The 12,870-nt window shown below is 63.4% G+C and carries 12 protein-coding genes; 7 read left to right on the top strand and 5 right to left on the bottom strand.

The window, feature by feature from the left end; translation table 11 throughout:
• Positions 1-119: 119 nt before the first annotated feature.
• Entirely contained in the window at positions 120-908 is a 789-nt protein-coding gene (locus AC0L2O_RS01245) for a thermonuclease family protein (protein WP_473368409.1), read from the bottom strand.
• A gap of 204 nt (positions 909-1,112) precedes the next feature.
• Here AC0L2O_RS01245 and AC0L2O_RS01240 point away from each other — a divergent pair, with 204 nt between their 5' ends.
• From AC0L2O_RS01240 to AC0L2O_RS01220, 5 genes are all read left to right on the top strand, one after another.
• Positions 1,113-2,711: a GMC family oxidoreductase gene (locus AC0L2O_RS01240; protein WP_473368408.1), complete on the top strand. Its 1,599-nt coding sequence runs from the start codon at positions 1,113-1,115 to the stop codon at positions 2,709-2,711.
• Positions 2,712-2,718: 7 nt separating this feature from the next.
• Entirely contained in the window at positions 2,719-3,168 is a 450-nt protein-coding gene (locus AC0L2O_RS01235) for a hypothetical protein (RefSeq protein WP_473368407.1), read from the top strand.
• A gap of 87 nt (positions 3,169-3,255) precedes the next feature.
• The gene (locus AC0L2O_RS01230; RefSeq protein ID WP_473368406.1) at positions 3,256-4,275 is read left to right on the top strand and encodes a S1C family serine protease; all 1,020 of its coding nucleotides are present in this window, start codon (positions 3,256-3,258) and stop codon (positions 4,273-4,275) included.
• A 351-nt stretch (positions 4,276-4,626) separates the two neighbouring features.
• Positions 4,627-5,328: a cysteine hydrolase family protein gene (locus AC0L2O_RS01225; RefSeq protein WP_473368405.1), complete on the top strand. Its 702-nt coding sequence runs from the start codon at positions 4,627-4,629 to the stop codon at positions 5,326-5,328.
• A gap of 10 nt (positions 5,329-5,338) precedes the next feature.
• Complete coding sequence (locus AC0L2O_RS01220; RefSeq protein WP_473368404.1) at positions 5,339-7,006, top strand: regulator; 1,668 nt, start codon at positions 5,339-5,341, stop codon at positions 7,004-7,006.
• Between the two features lie 140 nt (positions 7,007-7,146).
• On the opposite strand, the gene AC0L2O_RS01215 is transcribed toward AC0L2O_RS01220, so the two are convergent.
• The gene (locus AC0L2O_RS01215; protein WP_473368403.1) at positions 7,147-7,698 is read right to left on the bottom strand and encodes a TetR/AcrR family transcriptional regulator; all 552 of its coding nucleotides are present in this window, start codon (positions 7,696-7,698) and stop codon (positions 7,147-7,149) included.
• 114 nt (positions 7,699-7,812) lie between these two features.
• Between AC0L2O_RS01215 and AC0L2O_RS01210 the strand changes: the two genes are divergently transcribed.
• A complete protein-coding gene (locus tag AC0L2O_RS01210) occupies positions 7,813-8,670 on the top strand; it encodes an oxidoreductase (protein ID WP_473368402.1) in 858 nt (285 codons plus the stop codon).
• 54 nt (positions 8,671-8,724) lie between these two features.
• Positions 8,725-9,729 (top strand): NADP-dependent oxidoreductase, encoded by a 1,005-nt coding sequence (locus AC0L2O_RS01205; protein ID WP_473368401.1) that lies wholly within the window; start codon positions 8,725-8,727, stop codon positions 9,727-9,729.
• A gap of 24 nt (positions 9,730-9,753) precedes the next feature.
• On the opposite strand, the gene AC0L2O_RS01200 is transcribed toward AC0L2O_RS01205, so the two are convergent.
• The 3 genes from AC0L2O_RS01200 to AC0L2O_RS01190 are packed head-to-tail and all read right to left on the bottom strand — an operon-like array spanning position 9,754 to position 12,832.
• Complete coding sequence (locus AC0L2O_RS01200; RefSeq protein WP_369725574.1) at positions 9,754-10,578, bottom strand: carbohydrate ABC transporter permease; 825 nt, start codon at positions 10,576-10,578, stop codon at positions 9,754-9,756.
• Positions 10,575-11,510 (bottom strand): carbohydrate ABC transporter permease, encoded by a 936-nt coding sequence (locus tag AC0L2O_RS01195; RefSeq protein WP_473368400.1) that lies wholly within the window; start codon positions 11,508-11,510, stop codon positions 10,575-10,577. The genes AC0L2O_RS01200 and AC0L2O_RS01195 overlap by 4 nt, the downstream gene beginning before the upstream one ends.
• Positions 11,507-12,832, bottom strand: coding sequence for an ABC transporter substrate-binding protein (locus AC0L2O_RS01190; protein WP_473368399.1), 1,326 nt, complete (start codon positions 12,830-12,832; stop codon positions 11,507-11,509). Before AC0L2O_RS01190 ends, AC0L2O_RS01195 begins: the two co-directional genes overlap by 4 nt.
• Positions 12,833-12,870 lie beyond the last annotated feature (38 nt).

The following is a 12,870-nucleotide window of genomic DNA, read 5'->3' as shown; positions in this document are numbered from 1 at the left end:
ACCGCATGCGCCTAGAAATGCAGCAACTCTCGATAGAGTTCAATTCCGGATCAATACTGTCTCCAGCGACCCCCTCACGAGCGCGTGAGGAGATTCGTCGCTTGAACCCTCGCTGACCCTTATTTGGGGCGGCGGCAATTGTAGGCTTTGCGGAAGCCTGCGGCCTGCGCGTCGTCCTCGGAGCAGAACCAACGGTCCGGCTTCGTGGTCGCGGCGTAGCTCGGGCAGCCCCTCAAATGGTAGATGCCGATGTTGCCGGTGACCCGCGCGCGCACCGCGAGCTTGCCCTTGATGCCGCAGCTTGGCGGCATCGCCAGGTCGTCCGGAAACAGCGCCGCACGAATCTCCTTGTCGCGGTCGGAGCGGCAGGCGGCGCCCAGCAGGGGGCCGTCCTTCTTGCCGGTCCGGAATTCTTGCGGCGCAACAAAGCAGCCCTTCCAGATGCCGGCCGAGGCGGTCCTGGCGTCGGCGGCCGCCGGCTTGAGGTTGGCCTTGATCGGCTCGCGCGCGATCGCGAAGCCGAGCCTGATGAGCTGCTCGTTCAAGCTGACCTTGTCGCCCTCCGCCGTACAGATCGCCCGGTGCCGTTTGCCAAAGTTCTTCTCGGGGCCGACATCGTCGCAGCGCACGGAGCGTCCGCCGATCAGCTTCGACAGCTGGTCGCGGGCCTCGATGCCGCAGGTCCAGGGATCGGCGTGGTCATCGATGCAGACCTGGTCCAGTTCGGGTGCGTCGACGCCGTCGAGCCGGTAGGTGACGTCGCCAAGCTGGATCGAGTTGGCGTCCCGGACGGTCGCGGCTGCGGTCAGCGCGGAGGCTGGTCCGGACACGGCCAGAAATCCTGACAGCGCGAGACATGAAACGAGCGCGAACGCGCGGACGGCGGCAAAGGAATTTCGGAAGGACATGCGGTCTCGCTATCGATGGCTCTTGCGCCTCGTTCCTAGCATCCGGAACCGGCAACACCAATGGTCTGCGCCCAGCGAAGTGCGACATACCAGCCTCGCGGCTTTACTCAGCCGTCGCTCTGATCCTATCGTTTGCGATAAGCCTTGCGAGCCGTGATGGCTGAATCGCCCGGAAAGCGGCGAGGGCGGGAGGACGATGATTCGATGAAAGACCCTGTGGACGTCCTGATCATCGGCGCCGGCGCTTCGGGCGCCGCGGTCGCGTGGTCGCTGGCCGAGACCAAGATGCACATTCTCTGCCTGGAGCAGGGCGGCTGGATGAATCCAGCGGAATATCCGAGCACGGGCCGGGACTGGGAAGCCAAGTTCTTCGGCGAGTGGTCGTCGAGCCCGAACATCCGTGGCCGGCCTGAGGACTATCCGATCAACGACGACAATTCGCCGATCAAGGTCGTGAACTACAATGCGGTCGGCGGCTCGACGGTGATGTACACCGCGCACTGGCCGCGGCTGCACCCCTCCGATTTCAAGGTGAAGACCCTCGACGGCGTCGCCGACGACTGGTCGATCGGGTACGACATGCTGACGCCGTTCTTCGAAGAGAACGACCGGATGATGGGCACGTCGGGGCTGTCGGGCGATCCGCTGTCGCCGCTGACGCATCCGCCGATGCCGCAACAGCCGCTCGGGTTGTCAGGTGCGATCATCGGCAAGGCGATGAACAAGCTCGGCTGGCACTGGTGGCCGTCCGATACCACGGTCGCGACCATGGACTATGAAGGCCGGGCGCGTTGCATCAATCTCGGCCATTGCACGCCCGCCTGTGCGCAAGGCGCAAAATCCTCCACCGACATCACCTATTGGCCGCATGCGATCCGCGCCGGCGTCGAACTACGCACTCATTGTCGCGTGCGGGAGATCACGACCGACGAGAACGGCATGGCTTCGGGCGTGGTCTATTACGACAAGGACGGCGTCGAGCAGTTTCAGCCGGCGCACGTCGTCATCATTGCCTGCAACGGCGTCGGCACGCCACGGCTGCTGCTGAACTCGGCGTCCGGCCGCTTCCCGAACGGCCTGGCGAATTCGTCGGGCCTTGTCGGCAAGAACCTGATGTTTCATCCCTATGCGCAGATCTACGGCTATGTGACGGAGCCGACCGACAGCAACCGCGCGCCGCCGACGTGCCTGTGGAGCAAGGAGTGGTACGACACGGATTTGTCGCGTGGCTTCGTGCGCGGCTACGGCGTCCAGTTCGTGCGTGGCGCAGGGCCGGTGTTCGAGGCGGTCGTGAGTGAGCAGAAGGGCATTTTGCCGTGGGGCGCGGATCATCACCGCGTCTTCCGCAAGCTGAACGGCCATCGGCTCGGCTTTTCCGCGATCTGCGAGGACCTGCCGGAAGAGCACAATCGCGTCACGCTCGATCCGGTCCTCAAGGACAGCAACGGCATTCCCGCGCCCAGGATCGACTACACGATCAGCGAGAATAGCCGGAAGATGATGGACCACGCGCTTGCGCGCGGCCGCGAGGTCCTGGAAACTGCGGGCGCGACCGACATCTGCGTCAATGCGCCGATCCCGTGGGGCGGCTGGCACCTGCTCGGCACCGCGCGGATGGGTACCGACCCTGAACGTTCCGTGGTCAATGAATGGGGCCGCTCGCACGACGTGAAGAATCTCTTCATCGTCGACGGCAGCGTCTTCGTCACCTCGGGCGGGGTCAATCCGACCTCCACCATCCAGGCCCTCGCGCTCTACGTCGCCGACCAGATGAAGCAGCGCCTCGCCAATTTGTTCGATTGAGGCCGTCATGTCCGCAGACAATCCACTCACGCCGCCACAGCGCGACGATCTCCGCACCATCGCTGCGATGATCGTGCCCGCGAGCGAGGAGTACAAGGTGCCAGGCGCGGACGACCCCGCCATCCAGGCCGACATCCTGGCCACGCTCGGCCGCGACAGCGTGCTGGTGCGACAGGCGCTGGACCATCTCGTGCGGCTCGCCGGCCAGCCGCTCGCCGAACTCGATGCCGCCAGGCGCGATGCAGTGGCGCAGGCGTTTCGCAGTTCCGGTGGTGCGGCGGCCGCAACTCTCGTTCGCGTGGTGCTGCAATGCTATTACCGCGACGACCGCGTGCTGCGCTCGCTTGGGCTGGAGCTGCGCGCGCCGTTCCCCAAGGGTTATGTGCTGGAGGATGGCGACTGGTCGCTGCTCGACCCGGTGAAGGCCAGAGGCGGCACCCTGCGACGAGCACCCTAGCCAACGGTGTAGCCTTGTGCCCCCAAACCGGCCACTTGCGCGAGAGGAAACAGGCCACCATTTGTGTGGGCCTCAAGGACTCTTGCCATGTTGGATTTGACCTCAGACATCGCCGATGACGCATCGTCATCGCGAGCGGCGGCGGCTGCTCCGGTCGATCACCGGGCCCTGCTGGACGCCTATTCCAATGCCGTCATCGACGTGACCGATCGCGTCGGCCCTGCCGTCGTGCGCGTCGAGACCGGGCCAAAGGTGCCGAACGGCCGCGAGCGCGGCGGGCTCGGCTCCGGCATCGTGATCTCGCCGGACGGCCTCGTCCTCACCAACAGCCACGTGGTCGGCTCCTCTAAGGAGATCCGGCTGCGGGACGTCGAGGGCAATGTCGGCGACGCCAGGGTGCTCGGTGTCGATCCCGATACCGATCTGGCACTGCTGCGTGCCAACGGGGTGCGCGACTTGCCCTATGCGTCGCTCGGCAACTCCAAGACCTTGCGCCGTGGCCAGCTCGTGATCGCGATCGGCAATCCGCTCGGCTTTGAATCGACCGTCACCGCCGGCGTGGTCTCGGCGCTCGGGCGCTCGATCCGCTCGGTGAGCGGCCGCACCATCGAGGACGTGATCCAGACCGATGCGGCGCTCAATCCCGGCAATTCCGGCGGGCCGCTGCTGTCGTCGAACGCCGAGGTGGTCGGCATCAACACCGCCATCATCAGCGGTGCGCAAGGCATCTGCTTCGCGGTGGCCAGCAACACCGCGCAATTCGTGCTGTCGGAGATCATCCGCCACGGCTATGTCCGCCGCGCCTATGTCGGTGTCGCCGGGCAGACCGCGCCGATCCCGCGGCGGCACGCGGTGCTGGCCGGGGTCGACAACAAGATGGGCGCGCTGCTTGCCCAGATCGAGCCGGACGGGCCGGCGGCGAAAGCGGGCCTGCTGCCGGGCGACGTCGTGATCAGGCTCGACGGCGTCGAGATCAACGGCGTCGACGATCTGGTCCGCGTGCTCGACCGCGACCGCATCGGCCGGCGGCTCGCTATGGATGTGCTGCGGCTCGGCCGCCTGCGGGCGATCGACATCGACCCCGTCGAGCGCAAGCCGACGCGCTAGCGCCGAAGCTCCGCACGTCGTTCCCGAGCGACGCGCAGCATCGGTCCCGGAATCCATATGTCACCTCAAATATTGCGGTCCGATGGACGCTCAGATGCGCAATGCGCATCACAGCTCGCGAACTTCGTCGCGTCCGGGAATGACCGCGGAAGAGAGTTCGCGGTCGCTCATCCTCTAGGCAAATGCCCGTCACAAAGCCGTCGCACAGGGAATAAGCAGCCGTCAGGTCCCGGCGTAAGTTTCTGAGCACGCATGGGATTCTCTCCCGCCGGGCGCCGGCTTGCAATTGTACACAATGGCACGGCGTTTGCAGAACTCCTCGCAAAGAGAGTTCTCGTGGAGGCCTGTGTTATGTTGAGCTCGAGCAAGCCGACACAGGGCGTCATCAGCGCTGAGCCCGAGCCAATCAAGCTCGACTGGGCGAGCACCGCGCTCCTCATCATCGACATGCAGCGCGATTTCATGGAGCCCGGCGGCTTCGGCGAGACGCTGGGTAACGACGTCAGCCAGCTCGCCCGCGCAGTGAAACCGATCGGTGCGCTGCTGAAAGCCGCGCGCGACACCGGCATGCTGGTAATCCACACGCGCGAAGGCCATCTGCCCGATCTCTCCGATGCGCCGCCCGCGAAAGTCGAGCGCGGCGCGCCGAGCCTTCGCATCGGCGATCCCGGCCCGATGGGGCGCATTCTCATTCGCGGCGAAGCCGGCCACGACATCATCCCCGAACTCTATCCGCTCGACAGCGAAGTGGTGATCGACAAGCCCGGCAAGGGCGCGTTCTACGCCACCGAGCTGACCGACGTGCTGGAGAAATACGGCATCGAGAACCTTCTGGTGTGCGGGGTCACCACGGAAGTGTGCGTCAACACCACCGTGCGCGAGGCCAACGACCGCGGCTATCGCTGCGTCGTCATCTCCGACGGCTGTGCATCCTACTTTCCCGAGTTTCACGAGATGGGCCTGAAGATGATCAAGGCCCAGGGCGGCATCTTCGGCTGGGTCGCAAGCTCAGCCGCAGTTCTGGAGGCAATGAAGATTTCCACATCAGTTTAGGGGCATCACCATGAGCACGAGTATGACGGGGACGGCCGGCAAATCTGATCTGAACACATCCGGGTTCAAGCCGGCACTATGGACACCGGGCGACTGGAACGCCTTTTTCGGCTTCGGCACCAATATCCTCGTCAACATGCTGGTGCTCACGGGCCTGTTGCGCTTCGTGTTGAAGATGCCGGACAGTCTCGTGTTCGGCCGCATCCTGCCAGCGCTCGGGCTGATGATGTGCCTCTCCACCTTTTATTACGCCTACCTCGCCTATCGTCTCGCGCAGAAGACCGGCCGCAGCGACGTCTGCGCGCTGCCCTCGGGCGTCAGCGTGCCGCACATGTTCATCGTCACCTTCGTGATCATGCTGCCGATCACGATCAAGACCGGTGATCCCTTGAAGGGCTGGTCGGCCGGCCTGGTCTGGGTGTTCTTCCAGAGCTTTATCCTCATGATCGGCGGCTTCATCGCCCCCTTCATCCGAAAAATCACGCCGCGCGCGGCGCTGCTCGGCACGCTCGCCGGCGTCTCCGTCACCTTCATCTCGATGCGACCGGCGTTGGAAATGTACATGACGCCGCAGATCGGGCTGGTCTGCTTCGCCATCATTCTGGTGAGCTGGTTCGGCGGCGTGAAATATCCAAAGAGCATTCCGGCGGGCCTGATCGCGATCGCGGTCGGCATGATCATCGCCTGGGGCTCGAACCTGTTCGGGCTCAATCTGGGTGGATTGAGCGTCAAGGGCGTCGGCGATGCCTTCGCCAGTTTCGGCTTCTCGGTGCCGATCCCGGCGGTGGGGCAGGTATTCTCCGGCTTCGAATTCCTCGGCGTCATCCTGGTCACGGCGATTCCGTTCGGCATCTATGACCTCGTCGAGGCCATGGACAATGTCGAGAGCGCGGAAGCCGCCGGCGACGAATATCCGACCACGCGCGTGCTCACCGCCGACGGCATCGTCAGCCTGATCGGCTGCCTGATGGGCAATCCCTTCATCAACGCGGTCTATATCGGCCATCCCGGCTGGAAGGCGATGGGCGGCCGCATCGGCTACTCGGCTGCGACCGGCATCATGGTGGTGGTGCTGGCGTGGTTCGGCATCATCTCGGTGCTGCTGGCGCTGGTGCCGGTGGTCGCGATCTCGCCGATCCTGCTTTATATCGGCATGCTCATCGGTGCGCAGGCGTTTCAGACCACGCCGGTCAAGCATGCGCCCGCGATCGTGCTGGCGCTGACGCCACATCTCGCCGCCTGGGCCAAGCTCCAGATCGACACCATGCTGGGCTCGACCATGAATGCGGCTGCGACCGTCGGCGGCATGGCGGCCGACAAGGCCGACGCGGTCAAGGCCGCCGCGATCGCCGCCCTGCCGCAGCAGGGCGTGTTCTACCACGGGCTCGAGATCATGGGCGGCGGCTCCATCCTCGGCGGCCTGATCCTGGGTGCGATCGGCGTCTTCATCATCGAACGCGATTTCGAGAAGGCTTCGGCCTTCGCGCTGGTCGGTGCGGTCCTGACCTATTTTGGCTTCATGCACGGTGAGGCGGTCGGTATCGGTGGAGGCTTCGGCGTCACGCCATCTGTGGCTTTCGCTTACGCCGTGATGGCGGCAGGCTTGTACGTTCTCGGCCGGCGTAGCAGCGAGCACTATATCTCGCATGCGGAAATGCACGCGGCGCCGGCGGAATAGGGCAGGCAAAGCATGAGATGCGGCCGGGCGTCGTGTCGCCCGGCCGATTTCTTGTCGGCGTCCGGTGGGCCGTTCGAGCGATGCCATCCATCGAATAATGGCGGGTCAACGGCGGGTCAACCTTCCTCCGCGCGGTGCGATCAATCGCCTAGCTGATTTCTGGTCGCGCGCAAAATATCGTCCGACAGCTTGGGATCGTTCACGGCGCGGGCCAGCACGAGTGCCCCGACCAGAGAGGCGGCGATCGCGAGCGCCTTCTCTTCGCGCTGCCGCGGTTTTAGCGTTAACGCCATGCGTCCACTCAGCAGCCCGATCATGCCGCGCACGCCGGCGGTGAAACGCTCTCTCACACCGGCGCTTTGGCGCGGCATCTCGCAAGACAGGGCCGCGAAAGGACAACCGCTTCCTAAATTGTCGCGATGCCCCGCCGAGAGGTATTCGGAAAAATAATCGCCGAGCGTAAATCCGTCGGGCACCTCTCGCCCTTTGGCGATGATGGCGTGGGCGACCGCTTCCTCGACAAGCCGTTCCTTGGAGCCGAACTGACTGTACAGGCTGCCATGGGTCATCCCGGCGGCGTCGGCCAGCGCGTCCACCCCCATGCCGGAGATGCCGCGCTCTCGCATCAGGCGGGAGGCGGCCTCAAGGATACGCTCGCGATTTTTGGCCGCCTGTTCCTTTGAAACGCGCATGTCGCAAATCCTTGATTCCGGGCCTTGACAATTATAATGGCGATCGTCATGTATATCAATAGTTACGATCGTAATCAAAGCAGTTCGGGGCTGGCACCCTTACAGGAGAAGCTCGTGAATAGGATCAACACAAGGGTCGCTCTCGTTACCGGCGCCTCATCAGGCATTGGCGAAGCCACCGCGGAGCGGCTCGCGAAAGCCGGTTACAAGGTCTACGGCACCAGCAGACGAGGCGCACAGGCCGGCCGGCGGCCGTTCGAGATGCTTGCCCTCGATGTGACCAGCGATGAATCCGTTGAAGCCGCGGTCAGTGAAGTGATGCGGCGCGACGGCCACATCGATCTGCTCGTGAACAATGCCGGCTTCGGTGTTGCGCCTGCCGGAGCTGAAGAGAGGTCGATCGATCAGGCCCGATCGATTTTCGAGACGAATTTTTTCGGATTGGTCCGGATGACGCGCGCCGTCGTGCCTCACATGCGACGCCAGGGGAGCGGTCGTATCATCAACATCGGCTCCGTGCTTGGCTTTCTGCCGATGCCTTATGGCGCGCTCTATGCCGCGACCAAGCACGCGGTCGAAGGTTATTCGGAATCGCTCGACCATGAGCTGCGGACGAGAGGCATCCGGGTCTCGGTCATCGAGCCTGCGTACACGAAGACGTCCTTCGACGCGAACTTCATGGAGCCGGACGCCAAGCTCGAGGAGTATCGCGAGGCTCGCGCGGGCGTCATCAAGCGGGTGAACGAGGTGATGACAACGGCCGAGCACCCGGAGGTCGTGGCCGACACCGTTCTGAAAGCGGCGAGCGCAACGCATCCGAAACTCCGCTACGCGGCCGGCAAGCTTGCGAACCGCCTGCGGCTGCTTCGCAGATTTGCCCCCGCTAGTCTGGTGGACGCCGGGATCCGCAAAGACCTGCGGCTCGATACTGTAGCCGCATCGCAGCCTGCGCGCGCCGTCCGCGCGTTCTGACGGCAGGCGGCACTTGCTCACATCCGAGACCCGAAAAACCGCACATAGGCAAACATGCGAGCACTCGTCCTAAAGCGTTATGGCAGGCCAGACCAGGTCGCGTTCGCGGATATGCCTCGGCCGGTGCCGAAGCCGAACGAGATTCTCGTTCAAGTCCGCGCGGTCGGTTTGAACCCGATCGATAACATGATTCCGAAAGGAGCCTTCAAGCCCATTCTTCGGTTTCAGCTTCCGGCCACGCTGGGTAGCGACCTCGCAGGTGTAGTAGTGGAGATCGGAAGTCGCGTCACCCGCTTCAAGCCGGGCGATGCCGTGTTCGCCAGCATCTTCGACCTAAGCGGCACGGGTGCTCTCGCTGAGTTCGCAACGGTGCCCGAGAATGTGGCCGCGCTCAAACCGGAAAATCTGGACTTCGCGCAGGCGGCCTCAATGCCCATGGTGGGACTAACGTCCTGGCAAGCGCTCAAGGAACGAGCACGGCTGCAGCCCGGCCAAAAGGTATTCATCCCGGCAGGTGCGGGCGGCATTGGGACTATCGCGATTCAGCTCGCGAAATATCTTGGCGTGAAAGTGGGGACGACCACGAGTACCGGAAACCTGGATCTTGTACGGAGCCTTGGAGCCGATGAGGTGATCGACTACAAGAAGCAGCAATTTGAGGATGTTCTGCGCGGCTACGATGCGGTGCTGGGCACGTTGAAGGGCGACACAATCGAGAAATCCCTTCAGATCTTGAAGCCCGGGAGCACAATCGTCTCCCTCGTCGGACCACCCGACGCGGCGTTCGCTCGCGCCCGCGGCATGAATGTCTTCATGGTGTTTCTGTTCGGCTTGCTGAGCCGCAAAATAATTCGGCGTGCCAAGGCTAGCCGTGTGGCGTATTCGTTCCTGTTCGTACACCCGGACGGCAGCCAACTCGCAGAGCTGGGCAAGCTTCTCGGGGCTGGGCACGTCCGGCCGGTGATCGACAAGGTCTTTGCGTTCGAACAGGCAAAGGAGGCGCTTGCATATCTCGAGACGGGGCGAGCCAAGGGAAAGGTCGTCGTGCAGGTCGGATAAAGGCCCGATCGGGATCAGCAGCGATCATCCGCCCTTGACGGCACCCGCAGTTAGCCCGGCGACGATCTGTCGCTGGGCCAACACGGTCAGCAGCAGCACCGGGAAGGTGACGATCAGCGCGGCCGCGGCCAGCGGGCCCCAGCTCAGCTGGTCGAACGAGATCATGTTGTAGACGGCAACGGGCAAAGTGCGTGTCTCCCGGCCCGCCAGCACAATACCGAAGACGAAATTGTTCCAGGAGAAGATCACCGCGAGGATGAAGGCAACCGCGATGCCGGGTTTCGCGATCGGCAGCGCGACATGCCGAAACACCTGCCAGCGCGTGGCGCCGTCAATGAACGCTGCTTCTTCCAGCTCCAGCGGCGTTGTCTCGAAATAGCCGATCATGATCCAGATCACGATCGGCACGGTCACCACCAGATGGATGATGATCTGCGGCACCAGAGTGCCGAGCAAGCCAAGCCACTGGAACAGCAGAAACAGCGGGATCAGGTAGGACAGTCCCGGCGTGATCCGGGCGATCAGGATCACGATCGCGGATTTATGCGCAGCCATGCGCGCGATGCCGTAGCCGGCGGGGACACCGGTGAGCAGTGCAAGCACGGTCGCGCTGCCGGTCACGATCACGCTGTTGATGAAATAGGTCAGGAAGCGATTGGAGGCGAGCACGTCCGCATAGTTCTTCCAGGCGAAATGTTCGGGGATGAACACCGGCGGGTAGGCGGCATTGTCGATCTCGAATTTGAGCGACAGCGAAGCCATCCAGAGGAAGAACAGGATCGCGGGCGACACGATGACGAGCACCGCGAACCACAGCCCGATCCGGCCGAGAAGGCTGCGCAGGTTCATGCCCCGTCTCCCGTCTCGGTCCACAGCATGCGCTGGCGGAAGTAAAGCATCACGGCGGCCAACACGACGATCAACAGGAAGAAGATGACCGCGATCGCCGAGCCATAGCCGATGTCGTAATAGGCGAAGGCGACGCTATAGAGATAGAGGTTGATGGTCTCCGACGCTGAGCCGGGGCCGCCCTGGGTGATTGCGAAGATGATGTCAAAGCTCTTCACCGCGTCGATCATCCGGATCATGCCGGCGACGAACAAGAATGGCATGATCAGCGGCAGCGTGATGAAGCGAAACACCTGCCAGAAATTGGCGCCGTCGATCTGCGCGCTCTCGTAAGGTTCGGTCGGTATGGCAGCGAGGCCGCCGAGCACGATCAGCATGACGAGGGGTGTCCATTGCCAGGTCTCGACCAGGACCAGCGACGGGATCACCGTTGCCGGATGAAACACCCAGAGCTGCGGCGGGATCCCGACCAGCGACAGCAGGTAGTTCAGCACGCCGAGCTGCGGATGGAACATCATTGTCCAGACCAGCGCGATCGCGACGGGCGTCGCCATCATGGGCATGATGAAGACGCCGCGCAGGAAGCCGCGGCCGGCAAACTTCTGGTGAAAAACCACCGCCGCGAGCGTGCCCAGAACCAGCGGCAGCAGCACCGAGAGCAGAGTGTAGACCATCGTGTGGCCGACCGCCTCGATAAAGCGGGGATCACTGGGTAGCCGCAGATAGTTGGAGAGACCGACGAAGGTGGTCGGCGCGCCGACCTTCCACTCGTTCAGGCTCATCCAGATCGTGAACAGCCACGGGAAGATGATGATGGCGAGCACGACGACCAGCGCCGGCACCACGAAGGGCCAATAGGACGGCCGACGCAATGGCTTATCCGCCGCGGCGTCTTGCGCCGCGGCGGGGGACGTCTGTGTTATCGCGCTCACGCTTTTTCGCTGCGCTCCAGGATCGGGCGGAATTGCTCGTGCGCCTTCTTCAGCTCCGTCGCGGGATCCGCGCCCGACAAGGTCGCGGTCAGTGCGGCACCGACGAGGTCGCGGAATTCGGCGACTGGGATCACGACGGGCAGTCCGAGCTTGCTGATCTTGCCGGAATCGATCACCGATTGCAGCCACTCCTTGGGCATCTTCACGCCCTTCTGGACCTCGGCATCGTTCAGGATCGAGTTGCGGAACGGCACGCCACCGCCGGCCTGCAACAGCCGAGCGCCCTGCTGCTTCGAGACGATCCACTGGCACAGCAGATAGGCCGCTTCCTTGTTTTTACTCGCGGCGGCAATACCGACGCCGTCGCCATAGGTGGCCGAATACTGCCCCTTTGGTCCGGCCGGGACCACGGTATAGCCGACTTTGCCGACCACGCGCGAGGCGGTCGGATCCTCGAGCGGCGGCGCCCAGCCGACACCGTCGATCCACATCGCCGAACGTCCTTGTGTGAAGGAGGCCATCGACTCCATCCAGTTGAAGCCGGCAACGCCGGGAGGTGCCGACTTCGTCAGTAGCGTCTGGTACAGCTTGGTCGCGGCAACGGCTTCCGGGCCATCCGTCAGGATGTTGCCTTTGGCATCGAGGAATTCGCCGCCGTAGTCGAGGAAGAAGTTGGTCCACAAGGTCATGTTGGCGTTGCGCAAGCCACGTCCGACGAAGCCGAAAGTGCCTTCCTTGGCGTCGGTAAGCTTCTCCGCGGCCGCAACCATCTCATCGAGGGTCTTGGGGACGGCGACACCCTTTTTCTGGAACAGCTCCTTGTTGTAGTAGAGAATGAAATAGTCGACCGACCAGGGCAGTGACAGCATCTGGCCCTTGTCGTTCTTGGCGTATTGCAGGCCGGCAGCCGAGAAATCGCCCTCGACCAGGTCGGGCGCGGTCAGCGTCGGATCCTTCATGAAGGGGGTCATGTCGGCGAGCCAACCAGCCTTCTCGAACTGACGCTTCTGCACGTGATAGCTGACATGGACCACGTCGAAGCTCGGTCGCCCCGAGGTGAGCTCGATGACGCATTTCTGGCGCTGCTGCTGCTCGGGAATCTGCTCGGATTCGACCTGGATGCCGGTGAGTTCGGTAAATTCCTTGACGTATTTTTGTAAGTTATCGCCGCGCGGTCCCTTGGCGAGGATCACCTCTAGTTTGGTCCCGGCGTATTTCTTCCAGTTCACCTCGGCGCGCGCGGGAAGCCCGGTGAGGCTGAGCGCGCCTGCCGCCGCCGTCCCCGTCAAAAGCGTGCGGCGCGAGATCTTATGGTCAGCCACTTTAGTCCCTCCCTATGATTCAATTCTTTGAGAGGATA

The organism is Bradyrhizobium sp. Kon10 (genome assembly GCF_055807395.1).
Note: the sequence above shows the minus strand (reverse complement) of the source record. Positions and strands in the feature narration are given on the sequence as shown.

Bases quoted from the DNA above. Each gene is read 5' to 3' on its own strand.
- AC0L2O_RS01245 (WP_473368409.1), bottom strand. From the start codon at position 908: ATGTCCTTCCGAAATTCCTTTGCCGCCGTCCGCGCGTTCGCGCTCGTT.
- AC0L2O_RS01240 (WP_473368408.1), top strand. From the start codon at position 1,113: ATGAAAGACCCTGTGGACGTCCTGATCATCGGCGCCGGCGCTTCGGGC.
- AC0L2O_RS01235 (WP_473368407.1), top strand. From the start codon at position 2,719: ATGTCCGCAGACAATCCACTCACGCCGCCACAGCGCGACGATCTCCGC.
- AC0L2O_RS01230 (WP_473368406.1), top strand. From the start codon at position 3,256: ATGTTGGATTTGACCTCAGACATCGCCGATGACGCATCGTCATCGCGA.
- AC0L2O_RS01225 (WP_473368405.1), top strand. From the start codon at position 4,627: ATGTTGAGCTCGAGCAAGCCGACACAGGGCGTCATCAGCGCTGAGCCC.
- AC0L2O_RS01220 (WP_473368404.1), top strand. From the start codon at position 5,339: ATGAGCACGAGTATGACGGGGACGGCCGGCAAATCTGATCTGAACACA.
- AC0L2O_RS01215 (WP_473368403.1), bottom strand. From the start codon at position 7,698: ATGCGCGTTTCAAAGGAACAGGCGGCCAAAAATCGCGAGCGTATCCTT.
- AC0L2O_RS01205 (WP_473368401.1), top strand. From the start codon at position 8,725: ATGCGAGCACTCGTCCTAAAGCGTTATGGCAGGCCAGACCAGGTCGCG.
- AC0L2O_RS01200 (WP_369725574.1), bottom strand. From the start codon at position 10,578: ATGAACCTGCGCAGCCTTCTCGGCCGGATCGGGCTGTGGTTCGCGGTG.